Raw genomic sequence first — 26,811 nt, forward strand, 5'->3', positions numbered from 1 at the left:
TCTCCGCCGCTCAGGATTTTTGGAACATGGCCAGCATCCGGCGTGTCACCAGAAAGCCACCCACAATATTGATCGTTGCGATGAGTACCGAAATAGCCGCCAGCACGCTAACCACCGCGCTGCCTGAGCCAATCTGCAAAATCGCCCCCAAAATAATGATGCCGGAGATCGCATTGGTCACCGCCATCAGCGGCGTATGCAGCGAGTGGCTAACTTTCCATATCACCTGGAAGCCGATAAAGCACGCCAACACGAAGACAATAAAGTGCTGCATAAAAGACGCAGGCGCGACCTGGCCGAGCAACAGCATCAGCGCACCACCGATCGCCAATATGCCGACCTGGCGTTTGGTCTGGGCCTTAAACGCCGCCGCTTCTGTGGCTTTTTTCTCTTCAGGCGTCGGCTCTTTTTCTTTCTTCTTCGGTTTGGCCGCAGCAATCGCTTTTACTTTGGGCGGGGGCGGCGGAAAGGTCACTTCATTCTGGTAAGTCACCGTCGCGCCACGAATCACGTCATCATCCATATTGTGATTGATCACGCCATCTTTCTCAGGCGTTAAATCGGTCAGCATATGGCGAATATTAGTGGCATACAGCAAGGACGACTGGGTCGCCATGCGTGAAGGGAAGTCGGTATAGCCGACCACAATCACGCCGTTATCGGAGACGATACGCTCATCGGGCTGGGTTAAATCGCAGTTGCCGCCTTTTTCAGCCGCAAGATCGACAATCACCGAACCGGGCTTCATGGCCGCGACCATATCTTCAAGCCACAGCTTGGGCGCCGGGCGCCCGGGGATCAGCGCAGTGGTAATAACGATGTCCACATCAGGCGCCTGTTCGCGGAAACAAGCCAGCTGCTTTTCGCGAAACTCGGGGCTTGAAGGCGAGGCATAACCGCCGCTTGCCGAGCCATCCTGACTATCTTCGCTGTCTGCAAAATCCAGGAACAGGAACTCAGCGCCCATCGACTCGATCTGCTCGGAGACTTCCGGACGCACATCAAAGGCACGCACCACAGCACCCAGGCTGGTGGCGGTACCAATGGCCGCAAGCCCGGCAACGCCTGCGCCAATTACCAGCACCTTAGCCGGAGGCACTTTGCCCGCAGCAGTTACCTGGCCGGTAAAGAAGCGGCCAAAGTTATTGCCTGCCTCTATTACCGCGCGGTAACCGGCGATATTGGCCATCGACGAGAGTGCATCCATCTTCTGGGCCCGCGAGATACGCGGCACCATATCCATCGCAATCACGGTGGCGCCTTGGGCACGGCACTTCTCAAGCAGCGCTTCGTTTTGAGCGGGCCAGAAAAACGCAATCAGCGTTTGTCCTTCTCTGAGTCGCGCCGCTTCTTCATCAGAAGGCTCGCGGACTTTAATGACCACCTCAGCGCCGTGCCAAAGAGCGTCAGCACTATCCACTACGGTAACGCCAGCATCACGATAAGCGTTGTCATTAAAGCCCGCCGCAAGACCAGCGCCTGTTTCAATCAGACACTCGTGGCCCAGCTTTTGGATCTGCTTTGCGCTTTCAGGGGTAAGCGCCACACGTGCTTCTCCCCGACTCGTTTCCTTAGGTGCGCCTATTCTCACACGGGTACTCCCTACGGTTTGAAAGCCGACAATGAGCTGTCATGGTTTGTTTTGATGCCAAGTACAGCCCGCTTGACGGCAGTTGATTTCGACCACCACATCTTTATAAAACGTTACAGTTTCGCATGTTGCGTTTTAATAAAGCCATTCAACCTTTGATGCATGCATAGCATGAGCTTTTCCAAACATCGTCACCGGCAGGAGCAGTATGCGCAAAAAACAGGCGGCATAATTACCTCAATGCGACCTGATCGTAAGCTGTACAAGACGGGCAACCAGTGGCCGTACTACCAAAATGCACACAAAGGCGCTGGGCATGGCTACCCGATAGGCGTGCCATACCTGGCTGAAATAGTAGTCACTCACTCCGGCATTAACGGCGGTAATAATCAGGGTCATCAAGAACGCCATAATCGTCGACATAAAGAATGCAAATACGACCGGCGTAAAACGTGGGTGCAACTTGCGCGCTGCAAGCAGGCGCTGTTCTGGGTAGCGGCGGGTTGTCATGGGTGAATTACCTTATCTATCAAAAGTGTTTGCGCACTCTACAGTGACTTGAAACAATTCAGAAGCAGGCCCACGACAAGCACAGCCGTAAGCTAGTATTACGAATGGCGCTAAAGATTAAGGTATGGCTTATGGTTGCGTTACGCGGTATCGAGAGTTTTGTGAAAGCAGTTGAAGCCGGCAGCATTGCGGGCGGCGCGCGCCTTTTGGGTATTAGCGCGGCAGCCGCCAGCCAAAACATCAGCCGATTGGAAACCCACTTGGGGGTGCGCTTGCTCACCCGCACTACGCGCCGTTTGGCGCCGACGGAAAGCGGAGCCACCTATTACGCAAAAGTGCGTGAACTGGTACAGGAATTGGAGCTTGCCGGTCAGGCCGTCAGCGCGCTGCATGACGCACCCAGAGGGCGTTTGCACATCGCTTCAACCGGTGCCTTTGCCCGGCACCTATTGGCCCCCATGATCCCGGCCTTTAATCGCCGTTATCCCGACATCACGGTCGAGCTCAGCATTGCCGACCGCCACGTGGACCATATCGCCGAATCGGTTGACGCTAGCATTCGCATTCGTCATGCGCTGGAAGAGGGTTTGGTGGCGCGTCCTATTGCACGGGTGCCATCCATCTTCTGCGCAGCACCTCGCTATCTTGAGCAGGCCGGATACCCGCACACCCTGGAGCAGCTTAAGGAGCATGACTGCCTGGTATTTCGGTTTCCTTTGGATGGGCGCTATCTCGGCTGGGGCGCAATACGCAACGGCATACGCTTCGATGCGCCGGTGAAGGCACGTATGATCAGCGACGACATTGATGCACTAGCCCAGATGGCCATTGAAGGTGGCGGCATCACACGGTTAGCGGCGTTTATTGCAGAACCGTTAATTGCGCAGGGCAAGCTTGTCGCACTGTTTACGCCGCCGTTTGCGGCTGATGAGCCCTTAGAGGTTGACCCACTGGAGTTTTTTCTTTGTGTCCGGCATCGGCGTGAATTAACGCCCAAGGTCTTGGCGTTTCAGCAGTTTTTAACCGAGACTCTCCCTGCCCACTGGCGAGCCTAGGCCGACATAACGCTTTGCAGCATCCCTTCTGCTTCCGTTTCGCTCACCCCCAGCATTAACAAAATCTGGCGCTGGGTCGCCAATAACACATGCTGACGCTCTTCCTCACCGGGTAAGCTTTTGGCAATGGCTACAGCCCCCACCAAGGCTGCCAGAATAACCCGCGACTTATCGGCAATCACCTCGCGGTCGTGGGCAAAGGGGAGTTTTTTTAGCTTACTCAAGGCAAGCAAGCGCATTTCAAGCATCTTTTTCATCCGCAGGTAAGACGCCTCAAACATGGTACGAATCTCGGCTTTCTCGCTGCCTATTTCATTAAACAGCACCGCTTCCGGCCCTGGCTGTTGCTTACGCTCAAGCTCCTGGAGATTCCAGTAGTTAGAGACCAGCTCCGTTAGATGCTGCAAGGAGAGCGGCCCTTTTACCAAGCGTGCCGCCCGGCTGCCATCCAGCGTTTTACGCACCGAGGCATCATACAACGCCTCTTTGGAGGCGAAGTGGGAATAAAAAGCCCCGTGGGTCATTCTGGCCAGCTTCATGACCTGACCGATGGAGACTTTATTAAAGCCGTATCGGCTGAACAGTTCAGTGGCTGACGCCAGGATACGCTCTCGGGTTTTCGCCTTATGGCTTTTGGGATAAGGCATGTTGACCTCGTTATGTACTGCTAAATCGTTCGGCTAAATTGTTTGGCTAAATAATCCTGCTAAATATTATCTTGATCATATAATGCGTACTGCTAGCGTAGCCGTATTTAAAGCACTGAGGAGCCGCTATGCACTCACCTATTGTTATCACCGGCATGGGCATGGTCAGCCCGCTGGGATTTAACGTCAAGACAAGTTGGGACGCTCTGCTGCAAAGCCGTTCAGGGATCCGCCAGATTACCCGCTTTGATATCGCTCAAACGCCTATCAAAATTGCCGGTGCGGTTGCCCACTCAACTGATGACCCGCAGGCGGGGCTTTGTCTGGATGATATCGTGGATGCCAAAGAGCGCCGCAAGTTGGACCTGTTCAGCCTTTACGCCATGGCAGCGGCAAAAGAGGCGCTTGAGCAGGCTGGCTGGCAGCCAACGGACGAAGCACAACGCCGCGCCACGGCGACCATTATCGGTTCCGGCATTGGCGGGTTCCCCACGATTACCGAGGCCCAGCAAACGCTACAGCAGAAAGGTTACCGTCGGGTGTCGCCGTTTACCGTACCCGCGTTTCTGGCCAATATGGCGGCGGGCAATCTGTCGATTCGCTATGGCTTTCAAGGGCCTTTGGGCTGCCCGGTGACGGCGTGTGCGGCGGGCCTGCAAGCGATTGGCGACGGCATGCGTCTAATCCGCAGCGGTGAAGCCGACGTGGCGTTAGTGGGCGGCGCCGAGGCGTGTATTGATCCACTATCATTAGCGAGCTTCAACGCGCTCAAAGCGCTTTCCACCGAGCATGAGCAGCCTGAAAGTGCGTCGCGCCCCTTCGACAGCACCCGTAACGGCTTTGTGATGGGCGAAGGTGCGGGCCTGCTGGTGATTGAAACACTTGAGCATGCACAAGCGCGCGGCGCCACGCCGCTGGCCGTCATTAGCGGCTACGGTACCAGTGCCGATGCCTACCATATTACTGCCGGGCCAGAGGACGGTAACGGCGCCGCCGCGGCGATTCATTCGGCGCTGAAAATGGCGGGGCTTAACGCGGATGAGATTGGCTATATCAATGCTCACGCCACCTCCACGCCCGTGGGCGACCGGGCAGAAATTGCCGCCTTACGGCGTGTGTTTGGTAGCAAACTGCCACACATTCCGATCTCTTCCACCAAATCGGCAACGGGCCATTTGCTGGGGGCGGCGGGCGGTGTTGAGAGCATCTTTTCAGCGTTTTCTGCCACCACGGGCCAGCTGCCGCCCACGCTTAACCTGACGCACTGCGATGAAGATATGCGGGACCTGGACTTCATCCCGTTAACCACGCGCACCCAGCCCGCTCAGCATGTGCTGTGCAACGGATTTGGGTTTGGCGGGGTCAACGCAGCACTGATTATCAGCCAGACGTAGCACTTGGTCATCGGTTTTTTACCGCCGTTCGCGTATCCTCTTGGCCTGCTTTTAGCGGCGGAAGAACATGAAACGCTACGAACGCTTTGCCGAGGAAATATCCGAACTGATCCGCAGTGGTGTGCTGGCGCCGGGGGAACGTGTGCCCTCAGTTCGCCAGGCCAGCCGCCACTACGCCATCAGCCCATCGACAGTGTTTCAAGCCTACTATCTGATGGAAAAGCAGGGGCTAATCGTGTCGCGGCCACGCTCGGGCTACTTTGTCCGCGAACAGGCGCAGCAGTTTCTCAACGAGCCCGAAATGACCTTGGGCCACCCTGAAACGGCCGACATTGCGGTAAGTGAACTGGTTTTTTCAGTGCTGGGGTCGCTTCAAAATGTCGATACGGTGCCTTTTGGCTCGGCCTTTCCAAGCCCTGAGCTGTTTCCGCTTCCCCGCCTGGCGCGCAGCATGGCCAAAGGGCTGCGCGAGCTTTCTCCCAACGCCATCATCACCGATATGACCGCAGGCGATACGGCACTGCGCCGCCAGATCGCCCTGCGTTATCGGCTGGCAGGCGTACACCTACCGCCTCAGGAATTGGTGATTACCAATGGCGCCATGGAAGCCCTCAACCTGGGGTTTCAGTGCGTGACCGAACCTGGTGACCTTGTCGCCATCGAGTCCCCAGCCTTTTACGCAAGCCTTCAGGTATTGGAGCGCTTGAAGTTACGGGCGGTCGAGATTCCTGTTCATCCACGGGAAGGAATCGACCTGGACAAGCTGGCAGACAGCCTTGCCAAGTACCCTATTAAAGCCTGCTGGCTGATGAGCCATTTGCAAAACCCGCTTGGGGCGAGCTTGAGTACGGCCAAAAAGAAAGCGCTGTATGGGCTGTTGAAGCAGCATCAGGTGCCGATGATCGAAGATGATGTGTATGCCGAACTCTATTTTGGCACCAACCCCCCCGTGCCGGTTAAGCACTTTGATGATGAAGGGCTGGTGATTCACTGCGGGTCGTTTTCAAAGTGTCTGGCGCCCGGTTATCGGGTCGGCTGGGTAGCCGGAGGGCGCTACGCCGAAAGCATTTCCCGGCTGAAACTGATGACGACAATTTCACCCTCGGTGCCCGCTCAGGTAGCCATTGCAGATTACCTTCAGCACGGCGGCTACGACCGCCATTTGCGCAAGCTGCGCCTGGCGCTGGAATTTCAGCAAGCCCGTATGCTCTCGGCGGCGGCACGCTACTTTCCTGCGGATACCCGCGCAACACGCCCTGCGGGCGGATACTTTCTGTGGTTTGAATTTCCCAAGCCGGTGGACTCGCTGCGCCTGTTTCAAATAGCCCTGGCAAACGGGATTAGTATTGCGCCTGGGCCTATTTTCTCTGCCACGCAGGGGTATCAAAACTGCGCCCGCTTAAGCTATGGCCACCCATGGACACCGCGCAGCGAAGAGGCCATGGCGTTTTTGGGCGAACAGCTAAGAGCAATGCTGGCATCTTGTTAGGCGCTGCTTGTAAGGTGCCCATTTTCAGACGCTCGTTTTAGCGACTTACGCTTTTTGGCTATGCAGATGACGATTGTCTGCCGATGTTAACCGGGAAAGCTTTCCAATTTGATACAGGTCGTGCAGATACATATCAAGCCGGAAAATGCCGTGAGAGATGGCGATCAACACGAAAGTTAATAGCATCAGCACCGAGGGTTCATTCAGCCAGGTAAAGGCAGCCGATGAAAAGGGGTATAGCAGCGTATAGATGCTCATTCCCCCCAGGAACTGCGCCAGCATACTGTTCACAATCACCAGTAAAATCATCAGTACGCGGACGTCCCATGTTGGCAGCCGAGTCTTCCAAAAGGGTAATTGGCGCACGCGTAACTCGTCGCTAAAAATAAGCTGTTCCCTTCGACGCAGAAGCGGAATGGCATAGGTGCCCGCTTTTTCCTCAGTAAACGCTTGAAGCGCCATGTGAGGATCCATCTGAGGCCCAAATATTTGGGCGACCGCCTGGTCAAAGTCGGCTGACCCGCCTGCTTGCTTCGCCAACAATGCTTTATGCGAAAGCTCGCTTAGGCGCTCTTTATCGCCGCTTGAGAGCTTCAAGTCATTGGCAAAGTTAATATTATAATTAACCTCATACACCTGGTATAAAGCGGCCGTGACACCTATAAAAATCATAAAATAAATGAAAACAGTCAGCATAGTAGCGCGCCTCTTAAACGTTTTATTACCCTAACAGCCTGACGTCTGGTTAACGAATGTCCTGCTCGCCATCTGTGCGTTTTTGAATTCTGCCTTGCACTGCCGTTTCAGTACAGACTCAGAACGTTACGATAAATACATATCAGCTTAAAGGCTGACCCAGCGCAAGCAAACCCGGCTAGCGTGACACCTTCGCCATTTAGCCAGCCTTAATGATTTTGCTATACGTGAGTAACGTCATACAGCGCATAGCGCATGAAAGCCATCAAAGACTGAGCTAACATAGCGGCCCGCGATCAGAATCGCTTAAAACAACAATGAAACTTCAATAAAACCTCGCTCACAAGGAACCCACCATGCCCCCTCAAGAATCCAGCACGCTGGCGGCTTCTCCCTCGGCCAAGTCCATGTATGCCAAATACCTGGCCGCGCTTGGTCCTGGGTTTTTATTTGCGGGTGCAGCCATTGGCACGTCTCACGTTGTTCAATCAACACGTGCTGGGGCGGAGTATGGCATCGGCTTGCTGGGCTTTATTTTACTTGCCGTACTGCTTAAGTATCCGTCTTTCTTCTTCGGACCGTTTTATGTCAGCGTCACAGGCAAGTCGCTGGTTGAAGGCTACCGCCAGACCTTTGGTAAATCCGTGGTGGCGCTGTTTGCGCTGGTCCAAATACCTGTCTCGGCGATTATTATTGCCGCCATTGCGATTACCACGGCAGGTCTTGCCGGCAGTATCGTGCCTATGACGTTAAGCCCGCCAACCATCGCCGTGATACTGATTGCCCTGTGCTGCGTGCTGACATTCGCAGGCGGTTACAAGCTGCTTGATTGGGTCAATAAAGTCTTTATTGTCATCTTAAGCGTCACTACCCTGTTGGCGGCCCTGGTGGCCGTGCCCCTGGTCGACTGGACCTTCTACCCCGCGACAGCCGTCTCTCCGCTTTTTAATACGGCCACCTTTATTACCCTGGTAGCGGTGCTGGGCTTGATGCCGTCTGATATTACGCTCGCGGTGATGAACTCACTGTGGTCAGAGGCGCGTAATAAAAATCAGGGCGTGCGCAGCGGCACTGCCGCCGAAAAAATCGACTTCAATATCGGCTATATCGGCGCGGCCGTTCTGGCGGCCTGTTTTGTCGTAATGGGCGCTGGCGTGATGCACAGCCAAGCAATAACGCCCGCCGATGGCGCCGTCGCTTTTGCAAGCCAAGTGATTGGCCTTTATACCAACACCTTGGGCGAGTGGAGCGGCGTGGTCGTGGGTATTTCCGCGTTTACCGTCATGCTCACCACACTGCTGACCGTGCTGGATGGCTTTCCACGCATGATCACGGCCTCTTACTATACGTTTACACGCCCGGAAGGCGCCACGGAAGAGAGCCGTACGATTGAGGGCAGCCGCGCGTTTTTTATATGCATGGTGGGCTTATCACTACTGGCCGTGGTGATTCTGTATACCTTGATGGGCAGCTTCCGGCTGTTTATGGACTTTGTCATGGTCGTGGCATTTTTGATAAGCCCGGTGCTGGCTACCCTCAACCACCTGACGGCAAACGGCTCAACCGTGCCGGTGTCCCAGCGCCCTTCACGTCTGATTAATGCCTGGAGCTGGTTAGCGATCGCTACCCTGGCGCTTCTGTCACTGGGCTATATTTACGTACGCTTTATTCACTAACTCGTGTGCTTGCTAGTCAGCGCCTCGCGAAGCCGCTTTAGTTCATGGCTAAGTACTGACTGGCTTAAGTGCAGTTTTTCGGCCGCGCAGGTATTGATAGGCTCGACCTCGCATTTGCACCGTGCACCGGCACACCGGTATGTGGCGGTATGTCGACCGACTTACTGCTAAAAGTTGATATAAAGAACTATCGCCCTTCATGGTCCTCAAGAAGGGCGAATTTTATGGTCTATTTCCAATCCAAGGCTCTTAAAAATTTGTTTCAAAAACATGACGCAAAAGAGATTTTGGTGCACGTTTCAGCGTTTTCCTTCCCGAAAAAAATCCTATCTAAAATCCGCTATTAACAGGCTTTTTAGAAAGCATCTCGCTTGCCAATCTAACTTTCCTTTTTTTACTAAATTAACCTTGTTAAGATGCTTAGAAAACTAATCAAATCGATTAAAATTCGTTAGGGAACGCTGGTTTTGAAAAATTCAACTTCACTTCCATGCCAAGCTTCTTTTGATCTTGCTTTATTGAAACCACTTTTTTAACGCTGGCTTATCTGAACCAGTCAATGAGTGGTTCCTCAAAGTAAGGTATAGGCATGACATCTCTGTTGCTGCATAGCGGTAAGACAGACCAATATCGCGCCCTTGGCGAGACGGGGCAGCCGGTTTTTCACTCTGCGCTTCAATTACGTAAAACTATTGCACGCCGCCTAAAAGGAAAAGAGCGCCACCTTGCTATACCACAACGCGACCAGCAGGGAGAAGGCGTCGATTGGTACAGTGGCATCCCCGGTGACGTAGTGCCTTGGAAGAATGCTACTGAAGGTGAACGAGAGGACGCGCGTATTCAGTTGGAATCTTTTAAAAAAGAGATTCAAGCTGTCGAAATGCCCGGTGACGGCCAGGGCGGTGACCACGAAGTATTCGCACGCTTAGTCAAATGGTCTTGTCACTTCCCAGATGAAAACCATGTTTATTTGGTGGACGGCACTCCGGTACTCACCTTTTGGGGCTTTATACATCCTGAAGCCGACCGGCACGCTAATCCTTTGCAGTGCCTCTATCCCGAGACTGAGCCAGCACAGGCTCCTGCGCCCATATCCCCGCCTCTAGCTCCACTAGCGGCTGCCGTGCCTAGCAATGAGCCCACTGCTGTGAAACCGCGCCCTTGGTGGCGCCGTTTATGGTGGCTATTGCCCTTGGCTTTACTTTTAGGCTTGCTGTTGCTGCTGGGATTGAAACGCTGTTCTACACCGCCGCTAGAACCCAAGGTTGAGCTAAGTCTACCGACGGTCCAAACGCCTTCTTTTGCTGTTCCTCAACTGCCCTCGCAGGGCTTGAATACTTGGCCTTTTAGTATCGGCCCTAAAAATCTTGCGCTGCCAAATGGCGTTTTTGGGTTAAACGCTGGAGCCAGCATGCCAGCCCAGGGAAGCTCAACTGGAACGCCTGCTATAGCGTTATCTGATAACAGCTTGGCAAACACGATGCCATCTCAATCAAATATGGATTTAGCGCTTTCTGAGCCATTGCCACCTGTCAGTGAGCTGCCCGTCAACGCGTTATCACCCAGTGCCACAGAGCCGCCAGCAGGCAGAGCCAATACAGCCCAGAGCCCAACAGCCCTCCCTGAGCCACTAAACCTTCCTGCCAACACGCCAGATGGAACAGCTGCTTTTCTCGACGGTAATTGGCAAGGCGCAGGCGTAATGGATAGCCAGAGTGGTCAGCCTCTTCAAGTACGCTACGCATTCAACCAAGGCGAAGGACAGATGTTTATTCGCCGCGGTGGGCAGGCTGGTGTGATGTGTTCAGGTCCTGTGACTGCCGTGATGCAAAGTGGTGAACTCCAGGTTGAAGCCCAAGAGCGTGCTCGCTGTGAAGACGGCAGTAATTACGAAATGCCGCGCGTAGAGTGCCATCAAAACGAGGGCGAAATGGCCGACTGCGCAGCCAGCTATGACGATGAACCTTTTCCCATGCGGCTTCAGAAAGCCAGCGAATAGGACGGTAAACGGATTATGTTACCTGAGATTATTAATTTCGAAGAGGTGGCAACTCTGGTTAGCCACTCCGGCGTTCAGTTCCTGGACTTTGGTTTAACACTGGAGCCTCGCAAGGAGCCAGCTGGGGAGTTCATGTATCTGGCCACTACGGACAAGATGCTGACTCGCCTGCTGGTTAATGAAGAAGATGGCTCTTTATTTCATGAAGTAGAGCCTGGCGAGTTTGAAATCGTTAAACGCCCTCAATTCGACATGGCGATGTCGACAAGTCTTGAGCAGTTGGATAAAGCCTGGCTCCCGCTCCCCTTTTTCCGTTTTCGGCCGCCAAGCAAGTTTGATGAAGGCCCTGCCAACTGGGCCCGCATGCGCTTGACGGCCTTGGATGAGCCCGATATCGACGGCCATACTCATCGCCTGACGTTAGCCTTTGATACACAAACGCTGCCGCGTCGTGATAACACCGCATACCTTTGCCCAACGACGGATGACGTCAACTCAGGCACCAACTTCCGCCTGGCCACCAGCACGTCGAACATGCGCTGGTTTCTTGACCAATCCTGGGTAAGAGAATGGCTTGAAGAGCTTTTCCGCGAAGCCAATCCCAAGCTTGATAGCCAGGAAATGCGTGACGCTCTTGAAGAGTGCCAGCATTTTGCACATTACCTGAACGTACTTAGCCTGCTGCGCCAGCCTATCGAAGAAGAGCACAGCAAGCAGGGCAAACGCGTTCATATTCCTGACATCAAGGTTATCGCCCAGAAAGAAGGGGTAATTCCCGTCGACCTAGTGCTCGATGTCGGCAACTCGCGTACGTGCGGGATTCTGATAGAAGATCACGGCCAGTCGGGCATGGGGCTGAGACACAACTATGTGCTTGAGCTGCGTGACCTTGTCGATCCTGAGCGGGTTTATAGAGACCCGTTTGATAGTCGTATTGAATTCTCACAGACCTTTTTTGGCAAAGACCACTTATCCGTCAAGAGTGGCCGTCATGACGCTTTCTTATGGCCTACCATCGCCCGGGTTGGCGTGGAAGCAGGACGTTTGGCCGGACGGCGGCGGGGCACCGAAGGCTCCACAGGTCTATCCAGCCCCAAACGTTACCTGTGGGACGATGAGACATATCACCACGGTTGGCGCTTTAACAGTGCGTATGTGCGTACCGACACGGAGCCACATGCCACCGCCGCCCCCTTCTCTCATCTGATTAACGAGCTGGGGGATGCGCTCTACACGCTGGATGAAGAAGATCAGCTACCTGTCTTCAAGCCGCACTACTCGCGCAGCTCGCTGATGACCTTCATGCTGTCAGAAGTGCTGGCACAAGCATTGATGCAGATGAACAGCCCCGCTCAGCGTGCCCGGCAAGGGCATACCAACCGCCCTCGCCAGCTACGCTCTATCACCCTGACAGTGCCTCCAGCGCTGCCACAGGCAGAACGCAGCCTGCTGGTATCACGGCTTGAGCAAGCGGTTGCCCTGATCTGGAAAAGCCTGGGCTGGGATCACGGTGAAGAAGAGAGTAATCCGTTTGAAGCAGAAGCTGACGGCACCTTACGCGTCCCGATGCCGAGCTTGCGTGTAGAGTGGGACGAAGCCTCCTGCGGCCAGTTGGTTTACCTCTATACGGAAATCAAGGAGAACTTTGCCGGGCATCCAGAAGAGTTCTTCGCAACGCTTGCACGCCCTGATAAACCCCATCGTGAGCAGGTCAGCCTTGCCACTATTGATATTGGTGGCGGCACCACGGACCTGGTCATTACCGACTACCATCTTGACCGCAGTGGATCAACGAGCGGAGGCAGTAATGTCTCCGTCGTACCACAGCAGCGCTTTCGTGACGGTTTCCGCGTCGCCGGAGATGACATCCTGCTTGATGTCATTCAGCTGTTCGTACTTCCCAGTTTTGAGGCCGCGCTCAAGCAGGCAGGAGTAGCATCGCCTGACTCGATGATGTCGCAACTATGCGGGCAGGACAACGCTAATGCCCAGAATCAGGTTCTACGCCAACAGCTTAACCTGCAGGTTTTCACCCCGCTCGGCCTAGCGCTACTTGAGGCCTATGAAAGCTTTAACCCCGAGCAGCCTTGTGGCTCAGAGACACTCACCTACGGTGAACGCTTAGGCGAGCACAAGGTAAGCACATCGGTGCACCGTTATGTCGAAACGGCACTAAGGCACGAGCTGGGCATGGACCTTACGTTTGATTTGATGAGCATTCCGCTTACGTTCAACTTGCTGGACGTTCATCGTGCCTTTTTGCAAGATCGCTTCAACATCTGCAAAACCCTGGCATCGCTGTGTGAAGTGGTTTTCCAATATCAGTGCGACATGCTCTTGATTACCGGCCGCCCATCACGTTTACCGGGTGTCCAAGCCTATTTGCGCAAAATGCTGCCACTACCACCGGGGCGCATCCTGCCACTGCAGGGTTACCGCACAGGCAGTTGGTACCCCTTCCATCGCAACGGCCGTATAGACGATCCTAAAACCACGGCTTCCGTAGGCGCGATGTTGTGCTCACTGTGCACCCGCCATGATCTGTCCAACTTCTTTTTCGATGCTGCGAAGCTGAAACCCTATTCAACGATTCGTCATATTGGTTTGATTGATAACAATAATACGATCCCTGATGCCGATATCACCTATCGCGATATAACAACCTCCGAAGACGGCACCATGATTCATCTGCAAGAAGATGAAACAGGGGAAACGCCCGCAATCGAAATGCGCGGTGCACTTCGAATCGGCTTTCGCCAGCTAGCCGCTCAGCGTTGGTCAGCGTCTCCGCTCTATACGCTGACGTTTACCCCGACCGGGACGGAGAAGTTCGAAAAAGCCAAAGCCAATACGGGCCACGCTTTCATATTGAAGGTACGTTTAGCGGTGGATGAACGGGCCAGCAAAGGCAGCCTGATCAGTGATCGCCTGAAGATCGCCAGCGTTGAAACGAGCGGTGAAGGCAGCTTTAGCTCACGTGACCTGAAGCTGCAGCTCAATACACTTAATGATGCCGGACTGGGCGATACCAACTACTGGCTGGACAGCGGGAGCGTAAAACGCACATGAACCAGTTGACACCCGAACAGTTGTCACCAGGACAGCTGACGCCAGAACAGAAACAGCTCAGCGAAGGCTGGAAGTCCTTTTATCAGGGCGCAGGTGAAGCCCTGGAGTGGATTGACTCAGTGCGCCAAAGCGCCCCTAGCCTCGACAGTGAAGCAGACACGCTGGGGCTTGCCCTTTATCGATCCCGTAACCTTGCGAAAAGCTTATCGCATGCCGCCACGACACCAATGACCGTCGGCTTTTTTGGGCTCTCTCAAGCGGGTAAGTCGTATCTTATATCCGCACTGGCGGCTGGCGAAAACGGCAAATTGGAAACGCGTTATGGCTCGGCTCGTTTAGACTTTATCGAACACATCAACCCTGTCGGTGGTGGTAAGGAAGCGACCGGCCTGGTCACACGATTTAGCCGCACGGCAAGCTCCGGCCCCAGCGAATTCCCGGTTGAACTCAAGCTGTTCAGCGAAGTGGAAGTAGCGAAAGTATTGGCGAATGCCTGGTTCAACGACTTCGACCACGAACGCGAAGACGTTTACGAAATTGATGAAAGCAAAGTCGCGCGCCTGCTGTCGCTTTACGCTGCTGAATCTGATGAAAAGCGCCAATCAGGGATAACGCCGAAAGGTGTAACGCCCGAAAATGTGGTAGAGCTTTGGGACTACCTACAGGCGAGCTTTCCTAAATCCGTCAGCAAACTCAACGCCCGCTACTGGCCGCAGGTAGTCAAGCTTGCCCCGCAACTTACCAGCCACCAACGGGCTGAGCTGTTCTCCATTTTATGGGGCGAACAACCCGAACTTACCCACCTTTATCGCCAACTCGCCCAGACCCTGGATGCCTTGGGCCACGCCGCTCGCGTTTATGCCCCGCTTCGCTGCCTGGTAGTGAGCGATGGAGACGGCTTTAGTCAGCGCGACAGCATCATGAACGTCGACATACTGGAGCGCCTGGGTACCGCAAAGGATTATACGCTTGAGGTTTGCCCCTCAATTGGCGATACCCTGGCCGCGCCGGTTAGTTTATCGGTTGCCCAACTCGCAGCACTCACGGCGGAACTGACCTTTCCTCTGATCGAGCCTACCCGTGACCCGCGGGTAGAGCAGGTGGACCTGCTGGACTTCCCCGGTTATCGCGGCCGTTTAAGCCTACGTAATATTGGTGAATCAGGAAGCCAGGAAGGCCTTTCTCAACTCTTGCTGCGTGGCAAGGTGGCCTACCTGTTCGAGCGCTACACGGACAGCCAGGAAATGAACGGCTTGGTGGTCTGTACAAGTTCAGACAAGCAGAGCGATGTGACAAGCGTTGGCCCGGTCTTAACCCGCTGGATCGAAAAAACCCAAGGCGAAACAGCCGCCGAACGCGGCCAGCGCGATCCTGGGCTGATCTGGGCGCTCACCATGTTCGATAAGCGTATTTCCGGCGCGTTGCAACAAACCGAAAGCCAGTTGCGTGAAGGCTGGGAAGGTCTGATCAAAATGACCATGCTGGAGCGTTTCGGAAGCTTTGAGTGGATGCAGGAGTGGTCACCCGGCCAAGCGTTTAATAATACTTTCTTGGTGCGCAAACCGCGTTTGCCTGTGCCGTTCCTGGTAAGTGAAGAAGGCCGGGAAGTTGCCATAAACGAAGCAACACAAGCAGCCTTGGCAAGCATGCAAAATACCTTCATTGAAAGCCCGACGGTACAGCAGCACGTTCAGCAACCCGCCGATGCCTGGCAAGCAATGCTGACGCTAGATGATGGTGGCATGGCCCACGTTGGCGACTACCTGGGCCGCATTGCAGGCTTGGAGTACAAATTAGGCCGGATCGAAAGCCAGCTCAAGGAAACATATCGTACGCTGGTCACGGATCGTCTTGCTACTTGGCACTTCAATGACGCCGATGGTGAAGTAGAGCAGAAGCGCGCCATTGCAGGCCGTTTCTGGAAAGAGCTTCAGGTGCGCTGGCAATCAATGGGAGAGCTGCAATATCACCTGGAACTGCCCGACGAAACCGTTCGCGACCTCTACCTCAGTGACAGCGAAGACAGCCTGTCATCATCCACAGAAGATGACGACGACGCTAGCGTCGACAATGGTGGGCTATATGGCAGCAGTAGTGCTGGCCTGGAAGCTGACTTTGGAGCGCTTCCTTTTGGCGACAGTCCTGGCGAACCAACCGATATACCCGCCCAGGCACCAAGAGCGCCCGTGCTGCAAAGTGCTGATCACCGCTTTGCCAAGGCCGTCTATCACGCCTGGGTAGGTCACTTGCGTGAGTTTCCCCAGCGCCAAGGGCTGTTACGCATGCTGGGGCTGGATCGTGATTTGATGAAGCTATTGGCCGATGAACTGATTACAGGTGCCAGCCGGTCAAAGGTACAAGAGAAACTGCAAGAAGCCCTGCTGCAACGCATTCAAAGCGGCGCCCGCCGGGATCGGCTCGTGTCACGGCAAGTATTGACGGCCCAGCTCGTGCTGCGTGATTTCATTGCCTGGCTCGGTTTTCACTACCTTCCTGTGGATCAGCGGCCTGCAAGCCTTGTGGGTAGAAAAGGTCCCCTATTTGGCTATCAGCGTGACCACCTACCCAACGGCGAATTACCGCAACTACCTGACCAGCCCGTCAATCAAGCGCAGGTGTATTTTGGCAACTGGCTATCCGGACTTTATCTCATGACTCAAGAAAATGCCGGGCATAGCGGCGGTCGCGAAATCACCATTGAGCAGAATGAGCGCCTCGGTGAGGTACTTGCGTTATTCACTACCAAGGAGAAGGCGTATGCGTAAAGTTGAGCTTCGCCCCCTGTCTGATCTTAAACCCGGTTATGCCCAGCTAGTAATGATCGGTGGCACTCCTCCGAGCGAAGGTCTGTCGGTAGACATTCAGCGCAACCAGGATGAACACTTTTTACAAGCCGATGGAAAGTGGGGAAGCCACTCTTTTAAATTCACGCTGCCAACGCTGCAAACCAATGCGGACGGCCACTCGACGGCTGTGGTCGATGAGCAGATCGTTGACCCACTAATCGAAAATCCGCATGCCACCAATATGGTTCGGTTTTACGCTGCTGATGGCACGGAGTTGGGGCGCGCACGTTTAAAGCTAGCCCGTGACCTGATGCCATCCGGCGCCAGTGGCAGTACGCCCTCATTAGCCGCAGGAGCGGCCCTACATTCACCGGCGGCGCCAGAACCCGAACCAGAGCCTGACCCCATACCGGTTGAGCCATCACCCGCCGAGGTTACAACGCCAGCGCCAGAAGCGCCCCAGACAGCAAAAAAGGGCAATAAGCGATGGCTTTGGATAGTACTGGCTATTGTGCTTTTGGCACTTCTTGCAGCCGCCGCCTGGTTCGGCCTAGCGATGCGCAATGCGCCTTCAGACGCTGCCAGCGAAGCAGAGCAGGAGGAAAGTCAGCCTGAACAGCCGTTGGAAGAAGAGCCTGCTGCCCCAGAACCTGAACCTGAACCTGAATCTGAACCTGAAGCTGAAATAGCTCCGGTCGGTGAAGAGGGCCCGGCAGAAGGGATTGCCGCTCCCTGCTCTCTTCAGCGTATGACCGAACAGGGCGAACTTGAGTTTATTCAGAGCTGCACCTCTGCTGGGATTGATTCTGACGTCATGCTGAGCGTGATTGACGACGCGCTAGCGAATGAGCGTTGCGGCATAGCACGTCGTCTTTACGCCCATGAGGCGCTTAATGGCGATATTGACGCCGCGCTTGGCTATGCCCGCCAATTTGATCCTGAACAGCATGCATCCAGTACCTGCTTCCCAGAAGCGGATGCTGAAACCGCTATCTTCTGGTACGAGACCGCCCAAGGCATTGACGCCACAAATCCAGAAGCTAATCAGCGACTTGAGGAACTTCAGCCATGACACTGCACAGGATACTGCTGAGCCTGACGGTAGGCATGTTGGCAGCTACTCAAGCGCTCGCTGACGACCGACCTTTATTACAAGAAGGAAAGGAAACACTTTACCAACGCGTTTTGACAACGCCAGGCTGTCACCTCGTGCAAGATGCAGGCGGTGCAGGGGGCGAGCTCCAACCTGCCTTTAGCCGTTTTTATGTGTATCAGTTGAGCGAGAAGAGTGGCGAAAACTGGCTAAAGGTGGGCCCCGATAGTTATGGCAGCGCCATTGGCTGGCTGCCTGAATCCTGTACGGTCGATTGGAAAATGCAGCTCACACTGTCATTTACCAATCCTGCTAATCGTGAACGTCTGATGTTCTTTAAAGAACGTGACGGACTGATGCAAATTTTTGACGACTTTGAGCCTTCCGGAAAAGTAGCTCCCTTACGTGCTCAGCTACGCCGTGATGGTGAGGCTTCGGGGATCGTCGCCCAAGAGCCTGAGTACTTTGTCGATCTTCAAGAACAGTTTTATTTACTGCCTATTCTTGAAGGCGAAGAGATCATGACTGAGGCTGGCTTTATGACACGCTTGCTGCGTGTTGCTTCTGTCAGTGAGGCGGCTGAAGAAGGCCAGCAGGATGATACCCAGAAGGATCCTTCAGCGCAGTTACGTGAGTTTAATGCCGGTGTTGTATTTGTCATTGACTCCACCTCTTCCATGGGACCCTACATTGAGCGTACCCGTGAAGCCGTTGAGCGTATATACCAGAGGATTGAGGACCAACAGCTCACAGACCAGGTAAAATTTGGCCTGGTTTCCTATCGCGACAGCGTAGACGCAGCACCCGGCATTGAGTATGTCACCCGTATGTTCGCTAATCCTGCTGATATTGAAAGCGGCAACGATTTTATGGCCCGGGTGGCAAGCCTCAGCGAAGCCCAGGTTTCTACCGTTGGCTGGGAGGAAGATGCTTATGCGGGCATCATGCAGGCAGTCGAAGAGATTGAGTGGAGTAATTTTGGCGCGCGCTACATTGTTTTAATCACTGACGCCAGTGCAATTGACAGTGATAGCGAGCGCTCGTCGACAGGGTTTAGTGCAGACCAGGTTCGTCTGGAAGCCGCCCGTCAAGGTATTGCAGTCTATACCTTGCATTTAAAAACCCCTGGCGGCGAGAGCAACGGGGACCATGCTAAAGCTGAAGCACAATACAGCAACCTCTCTACGTTCGCAGGCACGGGCACCTCACTCTATTACCCTGTTAATACAGGCGATGTAACACTTTTTGGACAGCGTGTTGATGCTTTAGCCTCCGCGATTACGGACCAGGTTCAAGCGGCATATTTAGGCGATGAGGCCATCGGTAGCGCTTTAAACGCCGAGCCCACTGAAGACCCAAGTGAGCAACGTTTGATGGATGATATGCAGGTCATTGGCCATGCAATGCGCCTTGCTTACCTTGGCCAAGTAACGGGAAGCCAAGCTCCACCCGTATTTGAAGCATGGATTAGCGACCGAGATCTCATTGCTCAACATGTGCCAACCATCGACGTGCGCGTACTGCTTACCAAAGGGCAGCTTAGCGATTTGAGTGACGTGGTCAGTGAAATTCTTAACGCAGCAAATGCTGGGCTTATTTCGCCGACCGACATGTTTGATCGGCTCCGCTCTGTGGCTGCAGCAATGGGTGCGGATCCTAATCAAGTACAGCAAAGCGAAGGGCAGCACTTAAGCGAATTAGGACTTATGGGCGAGTACCTTGACGACCTCCCCTATCAAAGCGAAGTGCTTAATCTTGATGAAGAAACCTGGCTGAGTTGGGATGGTTTGCAGCAAGAACGCTTTATCAGACGCCTCGCCACTAAACTACGTCATTACCAGCGCTATAACGAAGACGTTGATAGGTGGGTATCTCTCGCTGAAGGCGCCGACCCTAGAGATGATGTCTATCCGATTCCACTAGAAATGATGCCTTAAGCCTGTGCTGAATCTAAAGGAATTACGTGTGGCACGTGGTGAGGGCGATGAGCGTCACGAAGTCTATTTGCCAGAACTTGCTCTCATCTCGGGACAAGTAGCGGCAATTGTCGGCCCTAGCGGCTGTGGTAAAAGCACCCTGCTAGAAGCAATAGGGCTTTTGCTCGCTCCCAGCACGCTGCAAAGCTATTCGCTTGGGAAGGCAAAGACCGACGTGGCCGCCTTGCTGCATAACAGGAACGAAAACACCCTGGCCAGCATTCGCTCGAAAGACATTGGCTTCTTACTACAGAACGGTGGGCTGCTGCCGTACTTGAGCGTACGCGACAATATTACGCTCCCCCGGCGCTTATTGGGCCTACCCGCTAGTAGTGAACGCATTCAGCATGCCTGTGCCAAGCTGCGCCTGGACGCTCTGTTGGATAAACGCCCTAGTGCGCTTTCCATTGGAGAGCGCCAGCGCACTGCTTTCGTGCGAGCGATGGCACATGAGCCGCAGGTATTACTGGCCGATGAACCCACGGCAGCTCTTGATCCATACGCAGGGGCTCAGCTTTTTGACCTTATGGTATCGCTTGTGAAAGAGCTCGATATGGCTGCACTCGTGGTCTCCCATGACTACACGCTGGTTGATCAGTTCAAACTGCCAAGACTGGCAGCCTCCTTAACGCCAGAGGGGTGTTGTTTTGCCTTCGCGCAGTAACCGATTTTTTCTCATTACTCGTTTAGCGTTGCAGGATCTTTGGCATGATCGCCAAGTATCGTTATGTATCGCGGCCGCTTTAGTAGCAGTGATTGCGCCGCTGTTGCTGCTTTTCGGACTCAAACATGGCGTTGTTAGCCAGCTTCAAAGCGAGCTACTTGATGACCCACGAAACCTCGAAGTGCGCATGCTGACAAGCGGTAGTTATGACGATCACTGGATGACGAAACTGCGCGAACATCCCGAGGTAGGGTTCGCTATTGGGCAAACACGCTCACTGAATACTCAAGCCAATTTGCTGAAGGATCGTCAGCACTTCCTGGAGGGCATCGAATTGATTCCTTCGGCACCTGGCGACCCGTTGCTAAACACCCTGGATCGCTACCCTGAAGGGGCACGCATCATCTTAAGTGAGTCAGCGGCCAGGCGCCTTGACGTCATCGAGGGCGAATCTCTTACTTTAGCGGTTAACAGAAGGCTTGATGAACAGCTTGAGCGTGGTCACCTGAACGTAGAAATTGCGGGTGTACTAGAGCCTGCCCGCTTTTCGCGTCCGGCTGCTTTTGTGGATCTTTCACTGCTTATTGAGTTGGAACACTTTCGAGACGGTCAAGCAAGTCCCCTTTTAGGCATAAATAATGGCTTAGCGCGAGATGATTACCCATTGAGATACGCCCGGGCGCGTGTTTACGCCAAGGATGGCGATTCAGTACAGGGATTAGTGGAGTGGTTGGAGAACCAGCGTATTGATACTGCAAGCCAGCTTGCTGATATTGAAAATGTACGCACCATCAATAGAGTTCTAGAACTCGTTTTCGGTGTTATTGCCGTAACAGCGATTATTGGATGCATGGCCTCCATGAGTGGTGCTTTTTTAGCCAACATTGATCGAAAACGCCGTGAGTATGCTGTTTTACGCTTGCTTGGTTTTCAACGCCCGGCTATCGCCACCTATATAGCCGCTCAAGTGAGCGTGTTAACGCTAATCGCTTTTGTGGCAGGGCTGGGCCTATTTGCGCTGGGTTCCGTCGTTTTTAACCGTGCCCTCGCCACGAGCCATTTAGCCTCAGGCGTTGTGAGCCATATTACCCCCCTCCATGCCGTGATCGCTTTAATACTCGCTTTTTCGGTAGGGCTATTGGTCGTCATGGTCGGCGTGATACGTGCCTACGGAATTCAACCAGCGGAGAGTCTACGTGAAGCTTGAACGTTGCCTTATCTTATTATTGTCCGGACTTAGCGTTTCCAGTATTGCCCAAGCGGAGCAATGGCCTGAAAGACTCTACAACCCAGCCCCTTCGAGTGGGGATGTGGTGCTTCCAATGCCGTGCGGTGGTGCAATGACGTTTCGCCAGGTACATGTGCCCGTCAGCAAACCACTCGATGACTTTCCCGTTCAAGTAGGGCAAGACGGCACAGGATGGGGTTACGTGGAGCAAAGCCGTCCAGCACATATTTCGGGTAGCTTTATAGACGACCAAGGAGCTACCTCCCGGTACTACCTAATGGCCAAGTACGAGCTAACCGAACTACAGTACGAAGCCCTAATGGAAAACACATGCCCAGGCCTCTCTAATCGTAAGCGTCTTCCCAAAGTAGGCATTAGTTGGTTTGATGCCATGCAGGTTGGCGATACTTACAACCTGTGGCTGCGTGACAATGCGGTGGATGCACTTCCTCAGGAAGACAGTGCGTTAGGTTTCGTGCGTTTACCCACAGAAACTGAATGGGAGTTCGCTGCACGTGGCGGTCTTGAAGTAAGTACGGCGGAGTATCGTGATTCTCGTTATCTCATGCCAGAAGGAATTAATGCTTACGAATGGTTTTCAGGCGCTCAGTCTTCCAATGGACGACTCCAGCTAACAGGCCTATTGGCCCCTAATCCATTAGGCCTACATGACATACTGGGTAACGCCAGTGAAATGATGTTTGAACCCTTCCGACTTAACAAGCTTGACCGCCAGCATGGCCAAGCAGGTGGCGTTATCGTGCGCGGTGGCAATTATTTAAGCCCTCGTGAAGACATTCGCACGGCCTTACGTAGTGAAGAGCCGTACTATGATGGTGAAGGCCAATCCCGCGGCCGTGCTACCGGCATGCGCCTGGCTGTCGTAGCACCGACACTTACCTCCCGAGAGCGTATCGCAGAGATCGAAGAGCAGTGGGCAGCGCTTGGACTGGGAGAGGAAGAAGATGGCACGCCGGATACGGCAGTCCAGTTGGCCGCCCTGGCCTCTGGCGTACAAGATGATGCTTTACAAGAAGAACTTCAGTCACTAGAGCGCCAGTTGCGTGCCAGCAACCAACGTCGTGAAGAAGCACGCAACCAGGCAATTCGTGCCAGCCTCAACTTGGGTGCTTTTCTATGCACCAAGTTAGAAGACGATGGCATTTTTTATGATTTTCTGGCGGATAACTATCGGGTTAACTGTGAAAACGACAACCCTGATGCCAGTTGCGGAATGCGGCAAACCCGCCTGGAGGATCAAGAACAGCGCCTTCAAGGTCTTAGCCGTTATTACGCAAGCAGTTTGGTGGAATCCGCCACTCTATATAGTTCCGATTCTCTAGCAGAACAAGTGCAAGTATTTAGCGAAATTCTCTCCCTTAACGCTCAGTTAAGCGAGCTTGAACCCTATCTTCAAACTTACTGGGGGCATCAGCAACAGTTTTTAAACAATCAGAGCATTACCGCCGGGGCTTGGCTTGAGAACTGTAAAGCCATGGCAAAATAATAACCACTATTAAACAACGCAAGGGAACAACACATGTCGCTCTACACCACTTATTTTAAGAAGCTGCTCGTTGGCTCAGCAATAGCAAGCACACTTGCTCTATCTGGTTGCGCCAGCACCGGTAGTAGCTTATTCAACAGTTCTGACAACCAATCAGCAGATCCACGCTTAACGCAAGGCAACGATGCTCAGTTTTTCAATAAATCTGGTTTTCAAGCCTGCGCAGCAGGTGCAGCTGTTGGCGTTATAGGATGTATGCTCAGTGGCTCTAGCAACCAAGCTCAGTGTGCCATTATTGCAGGCATCAGTGCCTGTGGCGTCGCCATGGGTGCTAACTACTATTTAGACCAGCGGCGTAATGAATATGCTTCATCAGCAGAGCGCTTACAGATGATGAGCAAAGATATTCAGCAAGATACTCAGAAAGTTATCGCCCGCACAGAAACGGCCCGTCAAGTTATGGCCGAAGACCGCCAACGTATCGAACGATTAGAGCAGGAAATGGCTGAGCAACGTATAAACCAGGAAATGGCTCAAAACGATTTAGCCGGTATCGACAGTAATATCGAGATCCTACGACGCGATATTCGAAACATGCAAAAAACAGTGACCGAATATGAAGAAGTGGCCCAGTTAGAGCGTCAAGAAGCAAGCTCTTCTGAAATTCAGCAGGTTGAGCAAGACATTGCCGTAATGAATCAGCAGGTACTAGCGCTGCAACAAGAAGTCGATGATCTCTACAGCATGCGTTCTGCGATCACTCTGGGGTAAGAAGACACTATGATGAAGTTTCAACTTATGGCTGTCGCTTGCGGCCTGATACTACTTAATGGCTGTGCCACTTCTCCGCAAGCTTGTGACCCCAGCCAAGAAGCCAGTCTTCTCACCAAGCTATCTTGTGATGCTGGCGGCGGCTATCGGTCACGTATCGATGCTGGCGAGCAGCAAGTGCAGCTTGATAAAGAAGAAAATGCACTGTTTCGTGATATCCAGCGGCAAATTGCAGAGCAGCAACGTGCTACACGAGATGAGCTACGCGTGACTAATCAGCAACAATATGAACTTGAGCGTACGATTGAACACTTAATGGTGCGCTTACAGAGCCGCTCTCAAGATCAGTTAGGGCTACAGCATCAACTGAACGCGTTAGCGCAGCAGAATAACGCGGACTTAGCAACGTCTGGTGCAGAAGAGGAGAGTTTCGCTGAACGACAAGCACGGCTTAAAGCTTTGCAAGAGCAAGTAGACAGACTTCAACAAAGCCTGGGCTATGCACCGTGATGATTCAAAAGATAGCGGCCTCCTCGCTGGAGGGCCTCCATGCAGCGTATTCTGCGTGAGGAAGGGCTTGCTTTGGCAGACCCTCTGCAACCACAGCGGTTGCAGAGGCTCGTCCATCGCTACAGCCCTCCTAGCATAGGCAACTTATTTGCCACGCCTCGCCCGGGAAATTCCGATAGTCTGGAGTGGTGGACGGAGTTACCGGGACAATCCCATCACTTTAAAGAGCTTCCACTCAGTGACCAGCAGAAGCTGAAAGAGCGTCTTGATCAACGCTTATTGGCTTTAAGCAACCTGATCACTGAACTGGAAAAACGAGACAACGCAGCTGCGAGTGAGTTAAGGCAGTTGCCCTCGGGGCCCAGCACCGAAAATCTGTACTCAGTAAATGGCGAACCGCTTTTAGTTCACTGGGTACCCGTGCAGTCGATGGCAGGTCCTGTTACGTCCTCAACGCCAATCAATCAACCTGTAATGGCACGACCAGCAGATCCTCCAAGGCGGCGCTATCACTTGCTATTACCGTTATTACTCTTACCGCTTATGGTTGGGCTAATACTGCTTGGCTTGTGGCTTGCCTTTAATCGATGGGGACCGTTTTCTCTTCCTTGGCAACCAAGCGAAGACGAAACAATCCCTCTTGTCTGCTATAGCGACAACACCCCCCCACCAGAATTCGTAGCTATCTTTGATACTTCCGGTTCCATGAACCTGAATATTCAAACGTCCAGGGAAGATGAATTGTGGTTTTTCAACATGCCCGATGCCCTGCGTGAGTTTCAGATCAATGATCCACGTATGCAGCAAATAATTGCCAGTCCCTCACGTCTCACTGTCGCTCAAGGAGCCTTCACCGACTTAGTGCAGGCGATTGACCCCAGTGTCGATATTGGACTGATCACCTATCAAGGGTGTGACGCTACGGTTATGCAAGGCATGTTCTCTGCAGAGCAACGCCCACAGCTCATAAAGGGTGTTAATCGATTGCTGGCTAATGACGGTACACCACTAGGAGCAAGCTTATTACAGGCCGCCAATATCGTTGATGGCAAAGAGCGTGATGCGGTTATTTTAGCGTTTGTTGATGGCGATGATGGCTGTGGTCAGGACCAATGCGCTATTGCTCAAGAAATTGCCCGCCAACAGCCCAGGCTCAAAATTAACGTTGTGGATATTTCGAACAGCGGATTATCAAACTGCATCGCCGAACAAACAGGTGGGCGCGTGTTCGGATCTCAAGATGCTGAAATGATTAGTACAATGCTATTAGATGCGGGAAGAGAAGCACTTGGTGAGGAGTACTGCACCCCCTAAGTCTAAGCCTTTAAAACCATAGTATTAACCAATCCTAGCGCCTGACAATAAACCCTCACGCCGCTCAACGGGCGTGCGCAACCAAAGCGTTAACAACACCACGGCCAGCAGCACTTCCGCCAGGTCGCCGCCGTAATACATCCATTGGGCGGCGGCCTGTACTTCCTCAAGCGAATGGCCAGTACCACGAGGCCAACCGTAGCCGTACATCAGCTTGCCCAACAGGCTATGAGTGGCAATAGACGCAAACAGTACGCCCATCCGAAAAAGCAGGCTCAGCCGATGGGGCGACACATCAGGCTCGGCCAGAATCGTCCAGCAGAACAGGTACCCGGCCAAAAGAAAGTGCAGGTGTATGACAACATGCACTATCGGGTGATGGAGAGATAGCGCATAAAGCGGCGTTAAATAGAGCACGTACATACCGCCGATATTGAGCACAAGTGCGCTAACCGGGTGTGAAACAAAGCGCACAAACCGGCTGTGTAGCAAAGCGACGACTCGTCTTCCGCCCGCCTGAGGCAAGGCGCGTAGCAGTAACGTAACAGGGGCCGCCAGTACCCAAGCGAGCGGTGCAAACATACCAATTAATAGATGCAAAACCATGTGGCCCACTAGATCATGGTGCGCCCAAGCCATTAAAGGGGGCGCCACGGCGATAGCTATCAGCAGACTACCCAGGCTAAAAAAGATACTTCGCCAAACGCTCCATCCGGCTGTTTGTTGCCGCTGGGCATAAGCGGCCAGAAGATACGCCAGCGTAAGTAGAACGATCAGTGCCACGGGCAGCCAATCAAGCATCGACCCATGAGCGGCGTGATCGTGAGCCTGCATGC

The 26,811-nt window shown here is 53.5% G+C and carries 21 protein-coding genes; 16 read left to right on the plus strand and 5 right to left on the minus strand.

The features are described 5' to 3' along the window. Positions 1 to 10 precede the first annotated feature (10 nt). Together ACT3TJ_RS08245 and ACT3TJ_RS08250 are read right to left on the minus strand one after the other, a co-directional pair. A complete protein-coding gene (locus tag ACT3TJ_RS08245) occupies positions 11 to 1,591 on the minus strand; it encodes a Re/Si-specific NAD(P)(+) transhydrogenase subunit alpha (protein WP_444665569.1) in 1,581 nt (526 codons plus the stop codon). Positions 1,592 to 1,828: 237 nt separating this feature from the next. Next, the gene (locus tag ACT3TJ_RS08250) at positions 1,829 to 2,101 is read right to left on the minus strand and encodes a DUF2798 domain-containing protein (protein WP_441678580.1); all 273 of its coding nucleotides are present in this window, start codon (positions 2,099 to 2,101) and stop codon (positions 1,829 to 1,831) included. 131 nt (positions 2,102 to 2,232) lie between these two features. On the opposite strand from ACT3TJ_RS08250, the gene ACT3TJ_RS08255 reads away from it, so the two are divergent. Beyond that, positions 2,233 to 3,156 (plus strand): LysR substrate-binding domain-containing protein, encoded by a 924-nt coding sequence (locus tag ACT3TJ_RS08255; RefSeq protein WP_441678578.1) that lies wholly within the window; start codon positions 2,233 to 2,235, stop codon positions 3,154 to 3,156. Here the strand turns inward: ACT3TJ_RS08255 and ACT3TJ_RS08260 are convergent. Beyond that, positions 3,153 to 3,803, minus strand: coding sequence for a TetR/AcrR family transcriptional regulator (locus tag ACT3TJ_RS08260; protein ID WP_441678576.1), 651 nt, complete (start codon positions 3,801 to 3,803; stop codon positions 3,153 to 3,155). The genes ACT3TJ_RS08255 and ACT3TJ_RS08260 overlap by 4 nt on opposite strands. Positions 3,804 to 3,931: 128 nt before the next feature. Between ACT3TJ_RS08260 and fabF the strand changes: the two genes are divergently transcribed. Both fabF and mapR read left to right on the plus strand, forming a co-directional pair. Continuing rightward, positions 3,932 to 5,197, plus strand: coding sequence for a beta-ketoacyl-ACP synthase II (gene fabF / locus ACT3TJ_RS08265; RefSeq protein WP_441678574.1), 1,266 nt, complete (start codon positions 3,932 to 3,934; stop codon positions 5,195 to 5,197). A 67-nt stretch (positions 5,198 to 5,264) separates the two neighbouring features. Then, the gene (mapR, locus tag ACT3TJ_RS08270) at positions 5,265 to 6,686 is read left to right on the plus strand and encodes a GntR family transcriptional regulator MpaR (protein ID WP_441678572.1); all 1,422 of its coding nucleotides are present in this window, start codon (positions 5,265 to 5,267) and stop codon (positions 6,684 to 6,686) included. A gap of 45 nt (positions 6,687 to 6,731) precedes the next feature. Here mapR and ACT3TJ_RS08275 read toward each other — a convergent pair whose 3' ends face one another. Continuing rightward, a complete protein-coding gene (locus ACT3TJ_RS08275; RefSeq protein WP_441678570.1) occupies positions 6,732 to 7,382 on the minus strand; it encodes a hypothetical protein in 651 nt (216 codons plus the stop codon). 356 nt (positions 7,383 to 7,738) lie between these two features. Between ACT3TJ_RS08275 and ACT3TJ_RS08280 the strand changes: the two genes are divergently transcribed. The 13 genes from ACT3TJ_RS08280 (at position 7,739) to ACT3TJ_RS08340 (ending at position 25,975) form a co-directional block, all read left to right on the plus strand. Next, positions 7,739 to 9,058, plus strand: a complete 1,320-nt coding sequence (locus ACT3TJ_RS08280; protein ID WP_441678568.1) for an NRAMP family divalent metal transporter — start codon at positions 7,739 to 7,741, stop codon at positions 9,056 to 9,058. Between the two features lie 68 nt (positions 9,059 to 9,126). Then, the gene (locus ACT3TJ_RS08285; RefSeq protein ID WP_441678566.1) at positions 9,127 to 9,405 is read left to right on the plus strand and encodes an arginase family protein; all 279 of its coding nucleotides are present in this window, start codon (positions 9,127 to 9,129) and stop codon (positions 9,403 to 9,405) included. A 242-nt stretch (positions 9,406 to 9,647) separates the two neighbouring features. Further along, on the plus strand, positions 9,648 to 11,057 hold the full coding sequence (locus tag ACT3TJ_RS08290; RefSeq protein WP_192528416.1) for an SrfA family protein: 1,410 nt from the start codon (positions 9,648 to 9,650) through the stop codon (positions 11,055 to 11,057). 15 nt (positions 11,058 to 11,072) lie between these two features. Next, positions 11,073 to 14,126, plus strand: coding sequence for a virulence factor SrfB (locus tag ACT3TJ_RS08295; protein ID WP_192528417.1), 3,054 nt, complete (start codon positions 11,073 to 11,075; stop codon positions 14,124 to 14,126). Continuing rightward, a complete protein-coding gene (locus ACT3TJ_RS08300; RefSeq protein ID WP_192528418.1) occupies positions 14,123 to 16,891 on the plus strand; it encodes a putative virulence factor in 2,769 nt (922 codons plus the stop codon). Before ACT3TJ_RS08295 ends, ACT3TJ_RS08300 begins: the two co-directional genes overlap by 4 nt. Further along, a complete protein-coding gene (locus ACT3TJ_RS08305) occupies positions 16,884 to 17,984 on the plus strand; it encodes a hypothetical protein (protein ID WP_192528419.1) in 1,101 nt (366 codons plus the stop codon). The genes ACT3TJ_RS08300 and ACT3TJ_RS08305 overlap by 8 nt, the downstream gene beginning before the upstream one ends. Beyond that, on the plus strand, positions 17,981 to 19,942 hold the full coding sequence (locus ACT3TJ_RS08310) for a vWA domain-containing protein (protein ID WP_192528420.1): 1,962 nt from the start codon (positions 17,981 to 17,983) through the stop codon (positions 19,940 to 19,942). The genes ACT3TJ_RS08305 and ACT3TJ_RS08310 overlap by 4 nt, the downstream gene beginning before the upstream one ends. Positions 19,943 to 19,970: 28 nt before the next feature. Continuing rightward, on the plus strand, positions 19,971 to 20,645 hold the full coding sequence (locus ACT3TJ_RS08315; RefSeq protein ID WP_287076923.1) for an ABC transporter ATP-binding protein: 675 nt from the start codon (positions 19,971 to 19,973) through the stop codon (positions 20,643 to 20,645). Then, positions 20,629 to 21,852, plus strand: coding sequence for an ABC transporter permease (locus ACT3TJ_RS08320; RefSeq protein WP_225733911.1), 1,224 nt, complete (start codon positions 20,629 to 20,631; stop codon positions 21,850 to 21,852). Before ACT3TJ_RS08315 ends, ACT3TJ_RS08320 begins: the two co-directional genes overlap by 17 nt. 133 nt (positions 21,853 to 21,985) lie before the next feature. Then, positions 21,986 to 23,380, plus strand: coding sequence for an SUMF1/EgtB/PvdO family nonheme iron enzyme (locus ACT3TJ_RS08325; protein ID WP_225733912.1), 1,395 nt, complete (start codon positions 21,986 to 21,988; stop codon positions 23,378 to 23,380). Between the two features lie 33 nt (positions 23,381 to 23,413). After that, the gene (locus ACT3TJ_RS08330) at positions 23,414 to 24,151 is read left to right on the plus strand and encodes a hypothetical protein (RefSeq protein ID WP_192528422.1); all 738 of its coding nucleotides are present in this window, start codon (positions 23,414 to 23,416) and stop codon (positions 24,149 to 24,151) included. 9 nt (positions 24,152 to 24,160) lie between these two features. After that, positions 24,161 to 24,661 carry a hypothetical protein gene (locus ACT3TJ_RS08335; protein WP_225733913.1) on the plus strand — a complete coding sequence of 167 codons (501 nt, stop codon included), beginning with the start codon at positions 24,161 to 24,163 and terminating at the stop codon, positions 24,659 to 24,661. Positions 24,662 to 24,700: 39 nt separating this feature from the next. Continuing rightward, entirely contained in the window at positions 24,701 to 25,975 is a 1,275-nt protein-coding gene (locus tag ACT3TJ_RS08340; RefSeq protein WP_192528423.1) for a VWA domain-containing protein, read from the plus strand. 24 nt (positions 25,976 to 25,999) lie between these two features. Here the strand turns inward: ACT3TJ_RS08340 and ACT3TJ_RS08345 are convergent, their stop codons facing one another. Then, positions 26,000 to 26,809, minus strand: coding sequence for a cytochrome c oxidase assembly protein (locus ACT3TJ_RS08345; RefSeq protein ID WP_192528424.1), 810 nt, complete (start codon positions 26,807 to 26,809; stop codon positions 26,000 to 26,002). Positions 26,810 to 26,811: the final 2 nt, after the last annotated feature.

The sequence above is a fragment of the Halomonas sp. AOP30-A1-24 genome, from assembly GCF_052378165.1.
GTDB lineage: Bacteria > Pseudomonadota > Gammaproteobacteria > Pseudomonadales > Halomonadaceae > Vreelandella > Vreelandella citrativorans.

Excerpts from the sequence above, each read along its gene's own strand:
- ACT3TJ_RS08250 (WP_441678580.1), bottom strand. The coding sequence starts at position 2,101 with ATGACAACCCGCCGCTACCCAGAACAGCGCCTGCTTGCAGCGCGCAAG.
- ACT3TJ_RS08255 (WP_441678578.1), top strand. The coding sequence starts at position 2,233 with ATGGTTGCGTTACGCGGTATCGAGAGTTTTGTGAAAGCAGTTGAAGCC.
- ACT3TJ_RS08260 (WP_441678576.1), bottom strand. The coding sequence starts at position 3,803 with ATGCCTTATCCCAAAAGCCATAAGGCGAAAACCCGAGAGCGTATCCTG.
- fabF (WP_441678574.1), top strand. The coding sequence starts at position 3,932 with ATGCACTCACCTATTGTTATCACCGGCATGGGCATGGTCAGCCCGCTG.
- mapR (WP_441678572.1), top strand. The coding sequence starts at position 5,265 with ATGAAACGCTACGAACGCTTTGCCGAGGAAATATCCGAACTGATCCGC.
- ACT3TJ_RS08275 (WP_441678570.1), bottom strand. The coding sequence starts at position 7,382 with ATGCTGACTGTTTTCATTTATTTTATGATTTTTATAGGTGTCACGGCC.
- ACT3TJ_RS08280 (WP_441678568.1), top strand. The coding sequence starts at position 7,739 with ATGCCCCCTCAAGAATCCAGCACGCTGGCGGCTTCTCCCTCGGCCAAG.
- ACT3TJ_RS08290 (WP_192528416.1), top strand. The coding sequence starts at position 9,648 with ATGACATCTCTGTTGCTGCATAGCGGTAAGACAGACCAATATCGCGCC.
- ACT3TJ_RS08295 (WP_192528417.1), top strand. The coding sequence starts at position 11,073 with ATGTTACCTGAGATTATTAATTTCGAAGAGGTGGCAACTCTGGTTAGC.
- ACT3TJ_RS08300 (WP_192528418.1), top strand. The coding sequence starts at position 14,123 with ATGAACCAGTTGACACCCGAACAGTTGTCACCAGGACAGCTGACGCCA.
- ACT3TJ_RS08305 (WP_192528419.1), top strand. The coding sequence starts at position 16,884 with ATGCGTAAAGTTGAGCTTCGCCCCCTGTCTGATCTTAAACCCGGTTAT.
- ACT3TJ_RS08310 (WP_192528420.1), top strand. The coding sequence starts at position 17,981 with ATGACACTGCACAGGATACTGCTGAGCCTGACGGTAGGCATGTTGGCA.
- ACT3TJ_RS08325 (WP_225733912.1), top strand. The coding sequence starts at position 21,986 with ATGACGTTTCGCCAGGTACATGTGCCCGTCAGCAAACCACTCGATGAC.
- ACT3TJ_RS08330 (WP_192528422.1), top strand. The coding sequence starts at position 23,414 with ATGTCGCTCTACACCACTTATTTTAAGAAGCTGCTCGTTGGCTCAGCA.
- ACT3TJ_RS08335 (WP_225733913.1), top strand. The coding sequence starts at position 24,161 with ATGATGAAGTTTCAACTTATGGCTGTCGCTTGCGGCCTGATACTACTT.
- ACT3TJ_RS08340 (WP_192528423.1), top strand. The coding sequence starts at position 24,701 with ATGCAGCGTATTCTGCGTGAGGAAGGGCTTGCTTTGGCAGACCCTCTG.
- ACT3TJ_RS08345 (WP_192528424.1), bottom strand. The coding sequence starts at position 26,809 with ATGCAGGCTCACGATCACGCCGCTCATGGGTCGATGCTTGATTGGCTG.